Consider the following 19,702-nt stretch of genomic DNA (forward strand, 5'->3'; position numbering starts at 1 on the left):
TTAGGAGGAGTTAATAATGAGTTTAAGTATTCCACACGGTGGTTCTTTAGTAAATCGTTTTAATAGTCAATATGATTTTTCACATATAAAAGCTGAGGTAGAGTTAGATGATTTTGCCTTATCAGATTTAAAGTTAATTGCTAATGGTGCATTTAGTCCTCTTACAGGATTTTTAGGAGAAGCAGATTATGAGAGAGTCGTTAATGAAATGCGTTTAGCGGATGGTACGGTTTGGAGCATTCCAATTACCCTCCCTGTAACAAAAGAAAAAGCAGATCAACTAACAATTGGCGAAGAAGTAAAACTTACAGTTAACGGAACAGTTTATGGTGTACTAGAGCTTAAAGAAGTTTATGTACCAAACAAAACAGAAGAAGCAGCGAACGTATACAAGACGACAGACCTTGCTCATCCTGGTGTAGCAAAACTTTTTGCTCGTCCGGATGTGTATATTGCTGGTCCTATTACTCTAGTGAAAAAGATTGAAGCAGATAGATTTCAAGAGTTTTATCTTGATCCAGTTGAGACGAGAGAAAAGTTTACTAGTTTAGGATGGAATACAGTTGTAGGTTTCCAAACTCGTAATCCAGTTCATCGCGCTCATGAATATATTCAAAAGTCAGCTTTAGAAATTGTCGATGGCTTATTTTTAAATCCATTAGTTGGAGAAACAAAGTCTGATGATATTCCTGCTGATGTGAGAATGGAAAGCTATCAAGTGTTACTTAAAAACTATTATCCAGAAAACCGAGTTTTCTTAGCAGTTTTCCCTGCAGCGATGCGCTATGCTGGACCAAGGGAAGCTATCTTCCATGCCATGGTTCGTAAAAACTATGGATGTACTCATTTTATTGTTGGGCGTGACCATGCTGGTGTTGGTGACTATTATGGAACGTATGATGCTCAATTAATTTTCCGTAATTTCACTGAAAAAGAGCTAGGTATTACACCACTTTTCTTTGAACATAGTTTTTATTGCAAAAAGTGTGGGAACATGGCAAGTACAAAGACGTGCCCACATGGTAAGGAAGATCGAGTTATCTTATCTGGTACAAAAGTACGTCAAATGCTTAGTAATGGGGAGGTTCCACCTCCAGAATTTAGTAGAAAAGAAGTTGTTGAAGTATTGATTAATGGTCTAGCCGGAAAAGTAGCACAGCTAACAAAATAGTTTATGGGCAATGTAGTAGAAGAAGTTTGATTGAGCGAATAAGACAGTCACCTAAGTATAAATGGTATTCACTTAGGTGACTGACAATTGTAGCCAGCTGACAAAGAAGTTTGCCGTTTATCAATTGCCAAAACACGTTACAATTTCCGATAGTAGGAAAGGAAGAGGAAGATGGTATTAATCATCGTAGCTTTTATTATTGCCTTCTTTTTTGCGATGAACATTGGTGCTAGTGGAACGGCTGCAGCAATGGGACCTGCATATGGAAGCGGTGCAGTTAAAACGAAAAGAACAGCGATGCTTATTGTAGCAGTTTTTGCTTTTTTAGGAGCATTAGCAGGTGGAGAGGTTGTTAAAACAATTGGAGGGGGGATTATTCCCTCTGACATTGTAAATGTTGAAATTACAATCATCATATTAGCTGCTGCGTGTTTGACATTATTTATCGCTAATTTACTAGGTATCCCACTCTCAACAAGTGAAGTTGTAGTAGGTTCACTCGTTGGAGCAGGTATGGCCTTTCAAGCAGTATATTTCGACCGTCTCATCGTAATTGTTTCTTTTTGGGTAATTGTACCAATTGTTGCGTTTGTTTTAGCTATTGCTGCTGGTCATCTTATTCGTTTTTTAGAAAGGAAGTTTCCGGCATTAAAGAACAAAGGGAAATGGCATAAATGGCTCGTATTTTTATTAGTTATTTCAGGTGGTTTTGAAGCCTATGCTGCCGGAATGAATAATGTAGCAAATGCGGTTGGTCCCTTAGTAGGTGCAGGATTGATTGAAGTAAGTACAGCTGTTATTGTTGGAGGCTTGTTCGTTTCATTAGGTGCAGTAATTCTTGGTGGGAAAGTACTTGAGACAAATGGTAAGAAGATTACTAGACTTTCATTATTACAAGGAAGTGCCGTTTCTATTACCGGTGGGTCATTAGTTATTATTGCTTCCATCTTTGGTTTACCTGTCCCATTAACACAAGTAACGACCTCAGCAATTATTGGAATTGGAACAGTAAATAATGGTTTTAAGGTAATGCAAAAAGATATTATAAAAAAAATCGCAATGGTCTGGGTAGTTTCGCCTGTTTTTTCTCTAGTAATTTGTTACGGTTTAATTACACTCTTTTTAAAAGCAGATTTTTACACAAGCTTTGTTATTATTAGTGTGTTTATTGCGACGATTGGATCGGTCCAACTGGCTCAAGCAGCGAGAAGAGAAAGAAGCGCTATTCACGATCAAGGTGGCGGAATTTAAATTTTAAAAAGTGGGGGTTACTATGTCAAGCAATATTGTCTGGCACGAAACGACAATTTCAAAGAGTGAACGTCAAGAAAAGAAAGGTCATAAGAGTTGTATCTTATGGTTCACAGGTTTATCTGGCTCTGGAAAGTCTACCTTAGCCAATGCTGTTGAAGCAGCATTAATTCAACGTAACGTACATTCATATGTACTAGATGGTGATAACGTTCGACATGGATTAAATAAAGGCCTTGGGTTTACCGAAGAAGACCGAAAAGAAAACATTCGCAGAATTGGAGAAGTTTCAAAATTGTTTGTAGATGCGGGTGTTATTACATTAACAGCGTTTATCTCGCCTTTCCGTGAAGACCGTGATCAAGTAAGAGCACTAGTAGAAAAAGGGGAATTTATCGAAATCTTTGTAAATGCATCACTTGAAACATGTGAGAGCCGCGATCCAAAAGGACTTTATGAAAAAGCTCGTGCAGGTATTATTCCTAATTTTACAGGAATAAGTTCTCCGTATGAACAACCAGAAAATCCAGAGTTAACAATAGAAACCGATAAACTTTCAATTGAAGAAAGCGTAGCAAAAGTTATTCAATACCTAGAAACGAAAGAAATAATCTAGTCGTATCTATCCTGATGTATAGGAAAGTTTCAAAACTGACTAGTCTTTATTAAAAGAGCGTTTGTTCATAACTGTGTGAACAAACGCTCTTTTATACTTTAAGAAAGTTTAACTTCTCTAAAGGAATAAAGTATAAGAAACACTAGGGCTTTCGCTTTAGGACTTGGTGATAAGCCAAGCTTTTCTAACATTCATTGTGTCCATTTTAGGTAGAATCTCAAACTTAGGTGTCATTTACAGTCTCTTTACCATAGATTAGTAATAAGACAACGCTCATCAGCCATATACATTATAAAATATTAAAACTTGAGGTGAGGCATTGATGAAGGGTATTGATTGGCAAATGGTAAGTTTTGTTGGCTTAACGCTTTTCCATGAATATATTACATGTCGTCGTCTACCGAAAGTGTATTATTGGAATCGACAGTTTATGAAATAATTAATCTTTAGTATAAATGGGTGTATACAAAGTGTATATTCTATTATTCTATCAAAAATAAGGGCAGTTGTTTAGAAGTGTAACTTCTAGCAACTGCCCTATTTTACATAATCAGAATTTATAAATTTCTAACTTGGAAACTGTCTAGCTCCAACGCCCTATCGACTAGAAAGCTTCCTTCGTCTCGTCTAAGATAAGTCGAGAACGAAAGTCTAACGACTTTCGACTCTCCTACATCTCACTCGACTCAGTCAAGCTTATTACGTCTAGAGCTGCGGCGCTTGCGCTTTTCTTGCTGTACTCTAAAAGGAAAGTTTTTATCCCACTCTTAAGGGGCAAGTAAGACCCCCACCTCAAAACTTAAGAAAATCGAGAAGTTTAGGTGGGGGATAAACTGCCCCTAAATGTCCGATATAGAATAACTTTCATCAGTGAAGCTGATGATTAGTTATTCTTATGCCCGTGGTATAAGTTGAACTAACAATCAGTGGGGGATGAAGGAAAACCCCCACTGATTGAAGTTCAGCTTTATTTAAATAGTCCGCCAAACATCTTCATAACTGGGCTTACTTGGTTTACGAAACCCATTGCTGTTTGAACCCCATTTCCAATTTTTTTAAAATCGAGTTTGCCTTCTTCATTATGGAATATACCCTTTTTTGGCTGTTGGAATGAAGACTGAGGTGCCATAAGCTGTTGTGAATAATATTGATGTGAATTTGGTTGTTGATAATAGTGAGGGGGTGGCAACTGCTGATGTTCAAAAGGAGTACCTAATTGTCTTCGTTTCCCAAACAGTCCTTTTGGTCGTGGACTTTCCTGATAGCCATATGGGTGTTGTTGATAGTAAGGATAATGATATCTATGAGGTGGCTGTTGGTACATTTGACTTCTTTGTGGAAACACTTAATCTAATCTCCTTTCTTTATATCTTGTAACAATACTATTTTAATTTATGAATTAAGAAGTAAAAAGGAACGGTTTATTAACTATGAAAATCAAATTTATATAAAAATAGTGAAACTATACTAGTTTGTAGCCTTTTTTATAAAAAAATAGTATATGTACAATCAAAAAATGAAGCTGCAAATAAGATAATTAAAGAATAGGAAAAGGAGGTTACTATGAGTTATTACCAGATTTGTTGTCAGCATAAAGGTAAAGTTGTGCACATTTATGAAAAAACAGGAAAAGTGCATTACGGAAGAATTGTAGAAGTAGACACAGAATATGTTTGGCTAGATCCAATGATTAGAGGACCAAGAGGTTTTGGATACGGCTACGGTGGTGGCTATGGCGGTTATAGATATGGTAAAAACCCTTATTTTGTCCCAGTTGCTCTAGCGGCAGTAGGTGGTTTTGCTTTAGGAGCCGCATTCTTCTGGTAAAAATCCCTTCAATAAAGAGGCTGTCTTTGACAGCCTCTTCTGTGTAAATATTATGCAGTTTATCCCACTCTTAAGGGGCAAGTAAGACCCCCACCTCAAAACTTAAGAAAATCGAGAAGTTTAGGTGGGGGATAAACTGCCCCTAAAGGTCCGATATAGAATAACTTTCATCAGTGATAGCTGATGATTAGTTATTCTTATGCCTGTGGTATAAGTTGAACTAACAATCAGTGGGGGATGAAGGAAAACCCCCACTGATTGAAGTTCAGCTTTATTGAGCTTCATTAATACAGTTATAACGCAACAGTTAATTGTATACTAAACAAAACGGGCGTCATTACGATTGACACTACTTATTTCTCTTAAAGCCAAGCAGTACCGATAATTACAAGTAAGATAAATAATACAAGAATTAGTGTGAAACCACCTATATAACCTGTTGTTGGTGTTGTACAACCTGTCATTTTAAAAAAACTCCTTTTTAAAGTTGGATACAATGTAATGTATGCATACAAACCTAAATTGATAGTAAGCTCTGCACATAACCATTAAATGGTAGATAAAGGTATTTTTTGGCCAAGCTTTGCATAATAATGTAGAAATAATTTTTGGAGGGGAAAAGATGGATAGTACGCTCATGATGTTTTTTATAGCACTTTTATTGTCAGTGATTGTTCATGAATTTGGCCATTATGCTTCATTTCGTCTTTTTGGTGGTAGGGTTGAGGAGATTTCTCTTGGTTTTGGTCCTACACTTCTTCGTAAAAAAATAAATGGTAGTGTACTTTCAATACGTATTTTACCATTAGGTGGTTTTGTGCAACCGAATGAGAAGGATTTTAGTAAATATAATTACATTCAAAAAATTATTTTCTTTTCTGCTGGTATTTTTATGAACTTTGTCTTATATTTTGTCAGCATTGGTTTAACAAGTATAGGTCAAGGGAGAAGTTTTATTAATGGGTTAGTAGTAGCTATGGATGGGTTAATTTACATAGTCACTCATTTAGGGGAACTGTTCAAGTCTCTACAAATTGACCTGTTATTTGGTAGCCAAGGTAGCGTTGAATCTCAAGTTCAAATGGTTCACGATTTCGGTCATAATATGGAATTTTGGATGATGTTAGCTGCAATTAATATTACACTTATTTTGTTAAATAGCTTACCAATCCCTATCCTTGATGGGGGAAGGATTGTCATGACAACAGTTGAACATCTTTTTTTGAAAATTGGTGTTGCCAAGGGGAAAATTGAGAAAGTAACTAATCCTATTTACTTTTTGTCATGGATGTTTGTTATGGGGCTAATTTGTCTACAAATTATTTCTGCCAATACATTTCAACTAATTGAAAATGCAAAGGACTTGAAAGATAATTACGGAATGACAACTATTGAACTGTTCCTTTGGCTAAGTTTAATAACTGTATTTTTTATAAACATTTTTGTATTTGTTTCTAACCGTTTCAAAAGTGTCAGACCCTAACGGACACAGGATACCTTATTTCACCGAATTGATCAAATAATTCGAGCTATCGGACATGAAGTACGCTATTTCATGAAAATCTGCAATATTTGGAGCTAAATTAAGTAAATAACGAACCTGATGTCCGTTAACCCTTTTAAAACACTCCTTTGTTCACAAATAACGGCTCTCTTGTCCGATAGAGTTAATATAATCAACACCGCTTATTGCACTAACATCCTTATTTGAACAACAAATGTCAGTTATTTGATACCATATATTTTGTATCTCATAAATTCAAGAATGGAAAAGTTAATACAAGTAAATATAGGAACGAAAAATGCGAATATAAGTATGCCTAAACTTGCAAATAATCCATCTACTTCTTTCACATTGAAAATTTTGTGAAAAATAATTGTTGCTCCTAATAATAGAAGTGTATTGATACATAAACCTATTAACATTCCTAACCACTTATTTGTTTTCTTTTTATATATCCAAATAGAGGTGATGGTAGATACAATTAAAGAAAATAATAAAGTCATATAAATAGCAATATTCAATTTAAACATCCCAATAATTTCTTGTTCTATTATAGCTTTCGTTAGCTTACTATGTTGCCAGAAAATAGCGTACCACATTGCAAATTGGTACGCTATTTCTATTGCTATATGTTATTTTCTCTCCAAAAGCTGAACTCGTTACTAAATGTGACAGTCCTTTTTAAGGATAAATTCGAACTCAGTGAATAGCTACCATTTCCCCCTGCGATTACTCGCCGTACAAAACATTGCTTCTGCATAAACAAAGGGTGGCCCTTAATCTATAAGACTGATATTACTGGATTTTCTTGTGAATTTTTTGAATGAACTGATGTTCTTAAATAGATAATACGTTGGTTACGACTTCCGCGATAGGTTAGGGAAAGGTCTTTTTCTTTTTCAATGAATCGACCATCTACTAGCACGTCAACATATTCAAGCAGTTCGAGTTCATGTTGTTTTCCTCGTTGTAATAGTTCCTCGATTGTATAGCCAGTGTATGCCCAAATATTTTTTCCAGCTTGCTTCAAAGCTTTTGCTAATGGAACAATGTTTTTAGCTTGGAAAAATGGATCTCCTCCAGAAAAGGTAATATCGTTCAGAGGATTTACACATACTCTTTGCAAAAGTTCTTCCAAAGTATAATCATTTCCGGCATGTAATTGCCAACTTTGTGGATTATGGCAACCCGGACATTGATGCGAGCAACCCGCAAAGTAAATGACTGTCCGTAATCCTTCTCCATCAACAATTGAATCTTCTTTGATTCCAAGGACTTTCAATATTTTCAATCCTTTCTGTTAAGAAGACCTATGCTTAACACGCCTACCTTCTTCTTGTAATTTTGCGTTATTCCAACGTTTCAAGTCACCTACTAAATAACCAGTTATGCGGCGTATTCTTTCAAAGTTTAGCTCTTCAGTTTCACCGCAATTAGGGCATGTATTACCAATAATTCCGCTGTAATCACATGTAATACAACGATCAACAGGATGGTTGATAGATCCGTACCCAATATGCTTTTCTTTCATAGCTCTCACGATTTTTTCTAGAGCCTTTATGTTTGCTCGTGCATTTCCGTCCAATTCAATGTACGTGATATGTCCTGCAAGACACAACTTATGAAAAGGAGCTTCTCTACGTATTTTTTCAAATATTGATATGTTGTACTCAACAGGAATATGAAATGAATTTGTATAATAATCCTTATCTGTAACCCCTTCAATATTTCCGAATTCATCGCGATCTTTTTTTGTGAATTTACCTGAGAGACCTTCGGCAGGCGTTGCAATCACACTAAAGTTAAGCTGATGATCTATTGTCGCTTGTTCTGCGCGTTCTTTTAAACATCTTATAATGTTGTAGCCTAAGTCCAAAGTTTCCTCACATTCTCCATGGTGCTTGCCAGTAAGTGCAACTAGAGTTTCAGCTAGTCCGATAAACCCGATACTTAACGTACCTTGTTTTAGTACTTCGCTGACACTATCATTTGGATTAAGCTTTTCTCCGTCTCGCCATACCCCTTGTGAATATAAGAAGGAAAATTCGCTGGCCGTTTTCGTGCATTGAAATTGAAACCGTTCAAGAAGTTGTTTAATAGTGATGTCTACAGCTTGATGTAATAATTCATAAAACTTGTTGATGTTCTTTTTGGCATTTAGTCCAAGTTTAACTAAGTTGATCGAACTAAATGAGAGGTTACCGCGACCTACTGATGTTTCTTTTCCGTGAATATTACCCATTACCCTTGTTCTACAACCCATGTAAGCAACTTCGCTTTCGGGTGTACCGTCATCATATTGTTGATTAAAAGGAGCATCAAGGAAAGAAAAATTAGGAAATAATCGTTCACTTGTAGTTTCTAAGGCGAGTTGGAACAAATCATAGTTTGGATCACCCTCATTAAAGTTAATTCCCTCTTTTACTTTGAAAATTTGAATTGGAAAAATAGGTGTTTCACCGTTACCTAGTCCTGATTTTGTAGCTTTTAATAATTCCTCAACTAGTAAGCGACCTTCAGGAGAAGTGTCTGTACCATAATTGATAGAGACGAAAGGGACTTGACCACCACCTCGCGAATGCATGCTGTTTGCGTTATGAATAAAGGCCTCACATGCTTGATATGTTTGACGTCTAGTATCTTCCCAAGCTATTCTATCAACCTCTTCATTTGTAAGCTTCCCATTAACTAGCTTCTGTATGGAAGCCTGATTGCTTTCGTAAGTTAACCGAATATACGGAGCCAAATCATAATCAAATTTTTGATATGATTGCCCACCGTGTTGAGTATTTTGATTAGACTGAAAAATAATTGATGCTAGGGCCATTGCGGTTTGAATCGATTTTGGTGGCCGTATTGAACCGTGACCAGTGTTAAACCCTCTTGCTAATAATTTATCTAATGGTATTTGGCAGCAAGTCGTCGTTCCTGTAGGATAGAAATCTTTATCGTGTATGTACAATATATTATCGTCGAAGAATTTTCTAATATCCTCAGATAAAAGGAAATGATCGGTAAACCACTTTCCACTTTCAGAAGCAAATTTATTCATTTTACCTAAAGGAGAACGTCCATCTACATTGGCATTTTCATTTAGGATATCTTTATTCTCATCTACTATTTCTTTGAAACTTTCTATCAATATTTCCAAATTATTGCACCCCTTGTCAAATATTATCAGGTCAAAATAAAAAGCCCTTTCAAACTTGAAAGAGCATGAAACGGCATAGTAAAAGTAGAGAAAAAAAGTTTTTTCCCTTTTTGGCCATTTCAAAATCTTACTCCCCGAAGAAATGAAATCTTTGGAATGAATGGCAGGTCTCCTGGCTAATGCTTCATCCTACTACCTGAGCCTTCCCGTAAAAAAAGTAGTTTTTATACAGTGGTTGTCTCAGTTCGTCAGCACTTACAGTTGCGGGGACAGCTCCGGCTTTAAACCGAATTCCCTATTAAGTCTGAAAAGACACCTTTCCATTCCGATATATAGTATTTTTGTGTGGAAAACACACTAGATATTGAATAAATAAATGATAATTGATTCATAGTTTTTTAGCAAGGTATTTCGTGAATTATACCTACTTTTTTTGACAAATAATTCACGAATATAATTTAACTTTGTTCATTTAGTAATCGTTTTTTGAAAGTATTAGCTAATAAAAATAAGCCAAACCAATATTTGATAATAGTAAGACAATTAGTTTTCCTATCGGTTTCTTTTTATAAATTGTGTAAATACTAGTGTGAATGGTGAGCAGAAAAAGAAAAGGATAATTATTGTATTTGTTTTTCATACGTAATCCTCTTCCCTTAATTAAGCTTTAACAATAGTATTGGTTTTTCGTTAATATCTAATGAGTGAACTTCAACAGTAAAATATGTTTGATACAATTCTAAATGGAGTTAGAGGCGGATTAATTTAGAGACTAGTAATAAAAATTTACATTTTTTGTAATAATATAAAAGTCGAAGTAGGGAGGAGAATAAGGTACAAAAAACTAAAAGTGTGTTAAATAATATAATACATTGGAGGGTGTGTATATGTAGGAATTCACGCTTTTTCAGAAGTGGAGAAATGTACCAAAACCTCTTTGTTAAAAGATGTTTAAGGAGCGGAAAATGAAACAAGGAAAACGAAATTACGAAGCTTTATTTTGGAGTATTGCACTTCCAGGTTTTGGTCAATTTATCAATAAAAAATATTATAAAGGTACCATTTTACTAATCCTTGAAGTCGTTATTAATGTAATGAGTAACTTTAATTTAATAATTGTATATTCATTTAACGGTAACATTGATCAGGCTATAGGAGCGACGAATTATCAATGGCTAATGTTTTATCCGTGTTTTTATTTGTTTTCGTTGTGGGATGCGTATCGAGATGCTAACGAAAAAACGAAACCTTATTTATATTTACCATTTGCTTTTGGAGCATTCTTTGTAACGGTAGGGCTTATATATTCTCCACGTTTACTAATTTTTGGTGTGCTATTAGGTCCTGTTTTTTTACCGATGTTATTTTTAATACCTGGTTTTTTCTTTGGTTTAGTACTTAGAGGACTTTTATTGAAAAGAAATTATCGTGAATTAAGAGTAGGATAAAAAAGGTATAAAATATAAAATTATTACATGCGTGAATTTCATCATTACCAAAACTGAGCTACATAAAAATTGTTAACTAGTCAAAAACTGTTCATTGATGGATGAGAATAATCAATAATAAATCATTTACACTGCATAGAAGCCGCTTGGAGCAAAGCGGCTTTATACATGTTATAGGGAAGTTTTAATTTCACCCCACTCTTAAGGAGCAGTAAGACCCCCACCTGAAATTTAAGAAAATCGAAAAGGTTAGGTGGGGGAGTAACTGCCTCTAAAGGTCCGATATAGAATAACTTTCATTAGCGAAAGCTGATGATTAGTTATTCTTATGCCCGTGGTATAAGTTAACCTAACAATCAGTGGGGGATCAAGGAAAACCCTAACTGATTGAAGTCCAGCTTTATTGGATTAATTTACTTAATAAGAAAGTGTGTTGTCTATCGCGATCTAAGATTTCTTCGATTAGTTCACGACTTTCATCGTCTAAGTCGCTTTTTACAATTTCTTCAGACATCTGAATCCCAAAATCTTCCCCTTTAAGAGCTCCTTTAATTAATCCTTCAGGTGTGTCAGGGAGATTTAGTTGATTAATAAATCCTTGGATAGAACCTACAAATCCTTCATCATCAACAGGTTTGCCTCCTAGATTTTGAATTCTCTTTGCTACTTTCATTGCATGAATTTTATGCTCTTGTTGAATTTGTTGGAATTCCTTCTTAATTTTAGAGTCTTCTAGCTTTTGGATATAATGCTCGTAAGAATGAATTCCCATGTATTGACCTTTCAAAAATTCATTTAGCTCTTTAATAACATGTTCCATTTTTTCACCACCTTATTAATAGTATTTGTGGAATTATTAATGTCATTCTTAATATCTATTTGCCAGTATTTCTTTTCAATTAGTTTGAAACTATTCACTCATAAGACCCTGATAAATTCCCCTTAATTAATCCAGCAGTTAATACAAAAATACAATTGAACCCCAAATTACAATAAACAAAGAAAAGGTAATCAACCAATCTTGTTCAGTCACTCCTAAAATACCAATTTGTTGCTGCTGCTCTGAATTCTAGATATAAGTTTCAAATAATTAATCAAGACTAGATGGGAGATGAAGGATTTCTCCTTCGAAAAAAGACTTGAAATTTTATCCAGAGACGTTATAATAAAACTGTACCACTTAATATAATACGGATAGTACACGTAGTACTATTTGAGAAATAGTTATTTCTAAAATTAATACTGTAATTGTCTCGTCGTCCACTTTTTTAACTGAGTTAGCAGCTTCGAGGTCTGTTTATCCCACTCTTAAGGGGCAAGTAAGGCCCCCACCTCAAAACTTAAGAAAATCGAGAAGTTTAGGTGGGGGATAAACTGCCCCTAAAGGTCCGATAAGTTGAACTAACAATCAGTGGGGGATGAAGGAAAACCCCCACTGATTGAAGTTCAGCTTTATGTAGTATTGAAGGTTTACTTACCTTTAACTTATTAAATCCCAAACAAATATTCTCTACCAAAATGTAGGAGGAAAAAATTGGTTCAAGAGAAACTCTTAAAATATCTACCAAGGTAGATACCGAGTGTCATCATACGAAAGGAGGAAAATAGTGTATGTTTCAATTAGACATGCGTAGTAGGGTTCCAATATATGAGCAGCTAGTAGAAAAAATGAAGGAATTGATTATTCATGAAGTCGTGAAAGCTGATGAACAACTTCCTTCAGTTAGGGCGTTAGCAGCCCAATTAACGATTAATCCAAATACGATTCAAAAAGCTTATCGAGAGTTAGAAAACCAAGGTTATATTTATTCGGTTCCTGGAAAGGGAAAATACGTTGCTCCACAAGCAGATACCACTAATAACGAAAAGGTGAAGAAGATGAAAAAGGAATTAGTGAAATTGATATCTGAAGCGTTATACCTAGGTATGAAAAAAGAAGAGATTTTATCTTTAATATCCATAGCGGAACAATCTGTAAAAGGGGGAGAGCAAGATGATTCAAATTGAAAATATTAAAAAAATATTTGAAGGAAATGAGGCAGTAAGTGACCTTAATCTCTTTATTAAAAAAGGCACTATTTATGGATTACTAGGTTCAAATGGTGCTGGTAAAACAACATTATTAAAAATGATTGCTGGTATCTACAAAGAAGATTCAGGCTCTATTTTTGTAGATGGTCAACCAATTTATGAAAATGTGAAACTAAAACAAAGAACAATATTATTAACAGATACTCTTTACTTTTTCCCTCAATCTACTGTAAAGCAAATGGCTAGCTTTATGAAAAATATGTATCCGAAATGGAATGAAGAACGTTTTCAAAAGTATAAGGAAGTCTTTCCTATTAACATAAATAAGAAAATTCACCTTATGTCTAAAGGAATGCAGCGTCAGGTTGCTTTTTGGCTAGCTTTAGCAGCAATGCCAGATGTATTAATACTAGATGAACCGCTTGATGGTCTTGATGCGGTAATGCGGCAAAAGGTGAAAAATTTGCTTGTACAAGAAGTAGCAGAAAGGGAAATGACGATTTTAATCTCATCTCATAATCTTCGAGAAGTTGAAGATTTATGTGATCATATCGGAATTTTACACAATGGAAAATTAATCATTGAAAAGGAGCTAGATGATTTAAAGTCTGATATTCACAAAATACAAGTGGCGTTTAAAGGTGAAGTCCCAGAGTTATTTCTAAAGCCATTTGATATTTTGTATAAAGAACAGCGTGGTAGTGTCTTGTTATATATTGTTCGAGGTAAAGAAGAAGAAGTATCAGCTCATATTGAGTTTTACCACCCAGTGTTATTCGATGTTTTACCGCTAACGTTGGAAGAAATCTTTATATATGAAATGAGGGATGTTGGATATGCCATTGAAAACGTTATTGTTTAATCGGGGTGTTTTTATTGAGAACACGAAAAATATAGGCTGGATAGGTATTGCCTATTTCCTGTCTTTATTCTTTGCCGTACCATTACAAATTTTAATGATTTATACAAGAGATAACTATTATCGTAGCTATACTTTAGTAGCTGATAACTTATTTCGATTATCTGACGGATTTCAATTAATTTTACTTTCTGTTATCCCAGTGTTACTGGCACTCGTTTTATTTCGTTATGTACATGTCAAACTATCAACTGATTACATTCATAGTCTACCAATAAAGAGGGAAGCTTTATACCATCAGCATGTGTTATTTGGATTAGGAGTACTTGTTATACCTGTTTTTTTTATAGGCCTTATTTTATTAATCATTAGCAGCTTTATAGAGTTGCCACATTTATTGAGCTTAGCTGATATCGCTACTTGGATGGGGACGACAATACTATTCACAGTCTTTATATTCATGGCAGCTGTATTTGCAGCAATGTTTACAGGAATGTCAGTTTTACAAGGAGTTTTGACGTATATTTTGCTGTTCTTTCCAGCTGGAGTGACCATGTTGTTATTTATGAACGTGAAATATTCCTTTTATGGAATTGCGGTAGATTATTATTTAAGCAAAAAAATAGAAAAACTTATTCCTTTTGTTAGAGCAAGTCAATTAGGCTTTGAGGCATTAACTGGAAAAGAAATTTCCGTGTATTTCCTCTTTATTGTGGTATTTTATGTAATTGCACTCTTAGCTTATTGTAAACGAAAGGTTGAAGTAGCTTCACAAGCAATTGCTTTTAAGTCACTAGAACCGGTATTTTTATATGGGGTTACCTTTTGTGCCATGCTTCTTGGTGGGTTGTATTTTGGAGAAACACAAAATTCAACCAGTTGGTTGCTATTTGGTTATGTTTTTGCATCTATCATAGGTTATTTTGTAGCCTTAATGATAGTCGAAAAAACGTGGCGTGTTTTGACAAAATGGAAAGGGTATGGAATTTATGCCCTAAGCATATGTGTGTTGGCAATTGTATTTCAATTTGATATAACTGGATTTGAAAAACGAATTCCAGCCGTAGGAGATATTGAACGTATATATTTTGCTCCTCATTTTTACTTAATGGACGGTCATGATTATTATATAGAAGAGGAATATTTGACTCAAAACTATTATTATCAGGACGAACAAAATAAAGAAAACATAGTTGCTCTTCATGAACAAATTATTAAGAAACAAAATTCTAACGAAAAAGGTGGTTGGGAACGAAGGCAATTCGCAATAGCATATGAATTGACAAGTGGAAAACAGCTGGTTCGCCACTACCAGGTTCCTGTCACATTTCTAGAAGAGCATAAGGGTTTGTATGGAGCAATCATTGAATCTGACGAGCACAAATATAACGTAAATTCAGTATTAAGAATTACTGATACTAACACAGTTGATAAAATTACCATTATTTCTAACCGAGGAACTCAACAAGTTTCTTTAAATAATCGTTCTGATATTTCAGAATTTCATCAAATTTTACAGACGGAAATAATGGATGAAACTTATGATGATTTGATGGATGATAGGTCTGAATGGTCAAATATTGAGTATTTATTAAGTGATGACAAAAGGGTATTTTCAAGTTGGAAAAAATCTCATGATCAGATTGAAGCTTGGCTTCAAGAGAGAGATTTAGTGAAACAAGCACGATTAACGGCTGATGATATTGATTTTGCAGTAATAGTTAAAAGAGATGAGCGGCATCTATATGAATACATGAGGTACGAAAATGATCTACTTAACTTTGAGAAAACACCTGGTAGTATTCGAATTGAAGAGTTTGATGAGTTAGAAGAATGTTTACTAGCATCATCATGGAATGATTCAGGTAAATATGTTATCGCTTATTATTATGAAAAAGATACTTTCTCACCTTTATTTGAAACGATAGATGATAAACACGTTCCTGAGTTTATTAGGAAAAAATTAAATTAACATCTAACTCTGCAGTTCGGATAACGTGAAAAAACATTAAAATATAGAAAACGCACAGATCATTCTGTGTGTTTTTTAGTTAGATTAATATTTATGGTTTGCATGTTTACCTGCTCCTTAGGACACAGGTTCCGTTATTTTAGAAAGAAAACGAATTTTTACACTTTCGCGGACATCATGAAGTTAGAATAATATGAAAAACACACTTTCAAGACTAAATAGCGGATTTTGTGTCCGTAAAATCCATAAATTAAGGCTTTTTTTCAAAATAAGGGATCTGGTGTCCAAAAAAATTTTAATCTCTCCCTTTTCTAACTTAGAAACTGTCTAGCACAAGCAGCCTACGAGCTCGGTCCCTTCAGTAAGTTTATAAATATATACTAATACGATTTGTTGCTCTCACCTTTTTGAATATTTCCCTTGGAAAATCGACAAGATTCATATAATCTTATATTAGTTTACCCCATACTTAAGTTGAGAGTGACCTACTTAAAACACAAGGGTCGGGGATTAATGGTTATGAAAGATAGGATAGGCTAAACTTATAATCAGTTGGAGGAGGATCGAACCCCACACTGATTGAGGTTCAGATCAGCTTTAAAAGTGAGGAGAATTGTATCTAGTGTGGTCTGAGAAATTTTTTACGAATTCATATGGAATTATTTTGTCTGCAATTGTTTGTACAGCTTTATGGGGCAGTGCTTTCCCAGTTATTAAATTAAGCTATGAGGCATTAAATATTCAGCAGGATGAAACGGCTCAACAAGTTTTATTTGCAGGATATCGTTTTTTCCTATCTGCGTTACTTATTTTTACCTTTATGATTTTGATTAGGAGAAAAGTTAGCTACAAAAAAGGTTCTTTTAAGCCTCTATTAAAGATTAGTTTTTTTCAAACATATTTTCAGTACGTTTTGTTTTATATTGGACTAAGCTATAGCACTGGAATCCAAGGAGCAATTATTGCTGGAACAACTTCTTTTTTTCAAATTATTTTTGCTCACTTTATGTATAAAAATGATAAAATTTCGATGCGTAAAACGGTAGGGTTATTCGTTGGTTTTACTGGTGTTATATTAGTTAATATTACACAAGGGACATTTGAGTTTCAATTCGGATTTGGAGAGTTATGTTTATCAGTAGCGATGATTTCTAGTGCGTATGGAAATATTCTTGCACGTAACGGTGCGCAGACGTTGAATGTTATGTATTTAACAGCATCACAAATGCTGATTGGCGGATTTGGTTTATTAATCACGGGCGTTGTTTTTGCTGGATTTATGCCATTTCAATTTACCCTCTATTCATTTGGATTACTCTTGTATTTATCTTTTTTATCTGCAGCTGGGTTTGTTATATGGAATAATGTTATGAAATATAATAATGTAGGGCAAGTATCAATGTATTTATTCTTGATACCTGTATTTGGAGTTTTGCTTTCTTCAATACTGTTAGATGAGGTCATTCATCTTTTTGTTCTACTCGGACTAAGCTTTGTTACATCAGGTATAATTATCGTTAACCGTAAAAAGTCTGATAAGCAAGTTAAGATAAGGTCTGCAAGTTAATAATATAGTTTTTTGGAAAAAAACAATGATTTTAGTATGAATTAAAAAGCTGAGGAAGGTGAAATAAATGAAAAAAATTGCTGTTTTTTGTGGATCAAGAACAGGTCATGATCCAAAATATATGGAAGCTGCAAAACAACTAGGAAAAAAACTCGCTGAAGCTAAGATAGATCTCGTATATGGTGGTTCTATGGTTGGATGTATGGGTGCTGTCGCTGATGCGGTAATGGAAGGTGGCGGTGAGGTTATTGGGGTCATTCCAAAAAAATTAGCCAAAATTGAAGTTGCGCATCAAAATTTAACGAAGCTTCATATTGTGGAAACGATGCATGAAAGAAAGGCGATGATGGCTGATCTTGCCGATGGTTTTATTGCATTGCCGGGTGGAAGTGGAACAATGGAGGAATGGTTTGAAGTGTTAACTTGGGCACAAATAGGTTATCACAAGAAGCCTTGTAGCTTGTTGAATATTAATGACTACTATACCCCTTTAATTTCTTTTTTTGATCATATGATTGAACAAGGCTTTGTAAATAAAGAGCATAAACAGTTGATCATAGTTGAAAATGAAATTGATAAATTAATTAATATTCTTAAACAATTTTAATATGAATCCTTTACTTCATGAAATAGAGGTTACCTTCTACACCCCTAAATTTTTCTAATTTAAGTTTTAAGCTGGATTTTGTGTATTAATTTAAATAAAAGCTCATCAATGAAGGTGAGCTTTTATTGTGAAATAACTCGAGTTGCTCCTATTACTACTTTTTTCCAGTAAAGATCTAAGTCAGAAATTACTACTTTTTTTCCTTTTCGGTGAGTGTGAAGTATTTGATTGTATCCTAGAAATATAGCGACATGACCTATTTTTTCAATTCCTTTTCTGTGGCTTCTATTTTTGGTTGTGAAAAATAATAAGTCTCCTTTTTTTATGTTAGAAACAGTTATTTTTACTCCAACTTTATATTGCTCGCGTGAATTTCGTGGAAGAGCAATTCCGTTTTCTCTAAAAATATATTGAATAAAAGAACTGCAATCAAAGGTCTTTGTTTGTAATGAGGGAGAGTTAAAAACGTAAGGCTTATTCAACTGTTTTAACCCTGTCAAAATAATTTTATCAGCTATTATCATACTAATCTCCTTTCTATTCGAAAAGTGACACTATATTTTATTAACTTATTTCGAAATTGATTGGACAAGAAGAGTAGATAAATAGCATATTTTTGAGTATGTTATTAAATGAAAGGAGTATAAAATTTAAAAAGTTGGTAAACTGTCATCTTCAACACAGACTAGCTCGGGACTTCTAACTTCTTCGAAAGATCTATTAATCTATCTCCAATCCCATGATTATTGCACTGTGAAACGTATGATTTTCGTAAAAATATCTAGAAATTTTTCCTTCGACAACAAAACCTAATTTTTCGTATAAATGAATGGCATTGATATTCTCCTCATGTACTTCCAAGTTAATCTTTCTAGTAACCTTATTTGTTTTTGCCCAATCTATCAAAAAGTACATCATTTTTTTAGCGATACCTAATCCCCAGTATGCTTTTTTCACACTTACACCAAATTTTCCGAAATGGATTGTTTTTGATCTAGTGCCTGAAGAAAAGTATAAATTACCAACAATTTTACCACGGATTTCAGCAACTAAAAATATACTTGTATGATCTTGAAGACTCATTTCAATTATGTCTTCTTCTTCCTCAACAGTTGTGTCAAACTCTCCCTCACCAAATGTAAGGAATTTTGATTCGTTAGCAATTGTCTTTACTAACTCAATTAGTTGGCTTGCATCTTCCTTTTTAGCCTCTCTTATAATGAATTGTTTATCTACCATTATTTAACAACCCTCCTTTGGTAAATTTTCAGTACATGAATGGATTTCATCATACATATTTTCAAGGTACTTTATTTAGTGGTGTGGTTACGCTTTCAAATAGCTACCGTTGTAATAGTTACTAATTGCTATAAGGGGGAGATTTTAAACTGAACTTGTTACATTAACGAGTGTATATTAATTAATGACTATCTTATCTTCTCCACTCTACTTTAACAAGAAATATGCACCCTTTCATTTAGATTGCTATAGTTTTTGACACTATAATAATTTATTTCATCCCACTCATAATGGGCAGTAAGCCCCAAACTCAATACTTAAGAAAATTGAGGTGGGCGATAAAGGTCCAAAATAGAATATTTTTCATGTGAAAGCTGGTGATTAGTTATTCTTATGCCTGTATTATAAGTTAAAAACAACAACAATCAGTTGGGGATGAAGGAAAACCCCTATTGATTG

Annotated in this window: 19 protein-coding genes and 1 riboswitch; of the genes, 11 read left to right on the forward strand and 8 right to left on the reverse strand. The window is 34.2% G+C overall.

What is annotated here, in order from left to right:
• Positions 1 to 16: 16 nt before the first annotated feature.
• The 3 genes from sat (at position 17) to cysC (ending at position 3,038) form a co-directional block, all read left to right on the forward strand.
• Positions 17 to 1,171: a sulfate adenylyltransferase gene (sat, locus tag BKP45_RS11035; RefSeq protein WP_071389744.1), complete on the forward strand. Its 1,155-nt coding sequence runs from the start codon at positions 17 to 19 to the stop codon at positions 1,169 to 1,171.
• Between the two features lie 171 nt (positions 1,172 to 1,342).
• Positions 1,343 to 2,422: an inorganic phosphate transporter gene (locus BKP45_RS11040; protein ID WP_071310214.1), complete on the forward strand. Its 1,080-nt coding sequence runs from the start codon at positions 1,343 to 1,345 to the stop codon at positions 2,420 to 2,422.
• 22 nt (positions 2,423 to 2,444) lie between these two features.
• Entirely contained in the window at positions 2,445 to 3,038 is a 594-nt protein-coding gene (cysC, locus tag BKP45_RS11045; RefSeq protein ID WP_071389745.1) for an adenylyl-sulfate kinase, read from the forward strand.
• Between the two features lie 967 nt (positions 3,039 to 4,005).
• Here cysC and BKP45_RS11050 read toward each other — a convergent pair.
• Positions 4,006 to 4,383, reverse strand: a complete 378-nt coding sequence (locus BKP45_RS11050; RefSeq protein WP_071389746.1) for a YppG family protein — start codon at positions 4,381 to 4,383, stop codon at positions 4,006 to 4,008.
• Between the two features lie 218 nt (positions 4,384 to 4,601).
• Between BKP45_RS11050 and BKP45_RS11055 the strand changes: the two genes are divergently transcribed.
• Positions 4,602 to 4,865, forward strand: coding sequence for a hypothetical protein (locus BKP45_RS11055; protein WP_071389747.1), 264 nt, complete (start codon positions 4,602 to 4,604; stop codon positions 4,863 to 4,865).
• A gap of 362 nt (positions 4,866 to 5,227) precedes the next feature.
• On the opposite strand, the gene BKP45_RS21595 is transcribed toward BKP45_RS11055, so the two are convergent.
• On the reverse strand, positions 5,228 to 5,329 hold the full coding sequence (locus BKP45_RS21595) for a YjcZ family sporulation protein (RefSeq protein ID WP_084034718.1): 102 nt from the start codon (positions 5,327 to 5,329) through the stop codon (positions 5,228 to 5,230).
• 158 nt (positions 5,330 to 5,487) lie between these two features.
• Between BKP45_RS21595 and BKP45_RS11060 the strand changes: the two genes are divergently transcribed.
• Positions 5,488 to 6,348: a site-2 protease family protein gene (locus BKP45_RS11060; protein WP_071389748.1), complete on the forward strand. Its 861-nt coding sequence runs from the start codon at positions 5,488 to 5,490 to the stop codon at positions 6,346 to 6,348.
• A 242-nt stretch (positions 6,349 to 6,590) separates the two neighbouring features.
• Here the strand turns inward: BKP45_RS11060 and BKP45_RS11065 are convergent, their stop codons facing one another.
• The 3 genes from BKP45_RS11065 to BKP45_RS11075 all read right to left on the reverse strand — a co-directional run bounded on the left by BKP45_RS11065 (position 6,591) and on the right by BKP45_RS11075 (position 9,544).
• Complete coding sequence (locus tag BKP45_RS11065; protein WP_169824099.1) at positions 6,591 to 6,899, reverse strand: hypothetical protein; 309 nt, start codon at positions 6,897 to 6,899, stop codon at positions 6,591 to 6,593.
• Between the two features lie 251 nt (positions 6,900 to 7,150).
• The gene (gene nrdG / locus BKP45_RS11070) at positions 7,151 to 7,651 is read right to left on the reverse strand and encodes an anaerobic ribonucleoside-triphosphate reductase activating protein (protein ID WP_071389750.1); all 501 of its coding nucleotides are present in this window, start codon (positions 7,649 to 7,651) and stop codon (positions 7,151 to 7,153) included.
• Between the two features lie 18 nt (positions 7,652 to 7,669).
• On the reverse strand, positions 7,670 to 9,544 hold the full coding sequence (locus BKP45_RS11075) for an anaerobic ribonucleoside triphosphate reductase (RefSeq protein ID WP_071390138.1): 1,875 nt from the start codon (positions 9,542 to 9,544) through the stop codon (positions 7,670 to 7,672).
• Between the two features lie 121 nt (positions 9,545 to 9,665).
• A riboswitch (cobalamin riboswitch) is annotated at positions 9,666 to 9,855 on the reverse strand.
• A 630-nt stretch (positions 9,856 to 10,485) separates the two neighbouring features.
• Between BKP45_RS11075 and BKP45_RS11080 the strand changes: the two genes are divergently transcribed.
• A complete protein-coding gene (locus BKP45_RS11080; RefSeq protein WP_071389751.1) occupies positions 10,486 to 10,968 on the forward strand; it encodes a hypothetical protein in 483 nt (160 codons plus the stop codon).
• Between the two features lie 400 nt (positions 10,969 to 11,368).
• Here the strand turns inward: BKP45_RS11080 and BKP45_RS11085 are convergent, their stop codons facing one another.
• A complete protein-coding gene (locus BKP45_RS11085) occupies positions 11,369 to 11,788 on the reverse strand; it encodes a ferritin-like domain-containing protein (protein WP_071389752.1) in 420 nt (139 codons plus the stop codon).
• Positions 11,789 to 12,579: 791 nt separating this feature from the next.
• Between BKP45_RS11085 and BKP45_RS11090 the strand changes: the two genes are divergently transcribed.
• The 5 genes from BKP45_RS11090 to BKP45_RS11110 all read left to right on the forward strand — a co-directional run bounded on the left by BKP45_RS11090 (position 12,580) and on the right by BKP45_RS11110 (position 18,004).
• The gene (locus BKP45_RS11090) at positions 12,580 to 12,975 is read left to right on the forward strand and encodes a GntR family transcriptional regulator (protein ID WP_071389753.1); all 396 of its coding nucleotides are present in this window, start codon (positions 12,580 to 12,582) and stop codon (positions 12,973 to 12,975) included.
• On the forward strand, positions 12,962 to 13,861 hold the full coding sequence (locus BKP45_RS11095; protein WP_071389754.1) for an ABC transporter ATP-binding protein: 900 nt from the start codon (positions 12,962 to 12,964) through the stop codon (positions 13,859 to 13,861). The genes BKP45_RS11090 and BKP45_RS11095 overlap by 14 nt, the downstream gene beginning before the upstream one ends.
• Positions 13,836 to 15,830 (forward strand): LTA synthase family protein, encoded by a 1,995-nt coding sequence (locus tag BKP45_RS11100; protein WP_071389755.1) that lies wholly within the window; start codon positions 13,836 to 13,838, stop codon positions 15,828 to 15,830. The genes BKP45_RS11095 and BKP45_RS11100 overlap by 26 nt, the downstream gene beginning before the upstream one ends.
• Before the next feature lie 622 nt (positions 15,831 to 16,452).
• Positions 16,453 to 17,397, forward strand: coding sequence for a DMT family transporter (locus tag BKP45_RS11105; RefSeq protein WP_071389756.1), 945 nt, complete (start codon positions 16,453 to 16,455; stop codon positions 17,395 to 17,397).
• A 67-nt stretch (positions 17,398 to 17,464) separates the two neighbouring features.
• Positions 17,465 to 18,004: an LOG family protein gene (locus BKP45_RS11110; protein ID WP_071389757.1), complete on the forward strand. Its 540-nt coding sequence runs from the start codon at positions 17,465 to 17,467 to the stop codon at positions 18,002 to 18,004.
• Positions 18,005 to 18,126: 122 nt separating this feature from the next.
• Here the strand turns inward: BKP45_RS11110 and BKP45_RS11115 are convergent, their stop codons facing one another.
• Positions 18,127 to 18,528 carry a C40 family peptidase gene (locus BKP45_RS11115; protein ID WP_071389758.1) on the reverse strand — a complete coding sequence of 134 codons (402 nt, stop codon included), beginning with the start codon at positions 18,526 to 18,528 and terminating at the stop codon, positions 18,127 to 18,129.
• Positions 18,529 to 18,724: 196 nt separating this feature from the next.
• Positions 18,725 to 19,243, reverse strand: coding sequence for a GNAT family N-acetyltransferase (locus BKP45_RS11120; RefSeq protein ID WP_071389759.1), 519 nt, complete (start codon positions 19,241 to 19,243; stop codon positions 18,725 to 18,727).
• Between the last annotated feature and the right edge of the window lie 459 nt (positions 19,244 to 19,702).

The organism is Anaerobacillus alkalidiazotrophicus, from assembly GCF_001866055.1.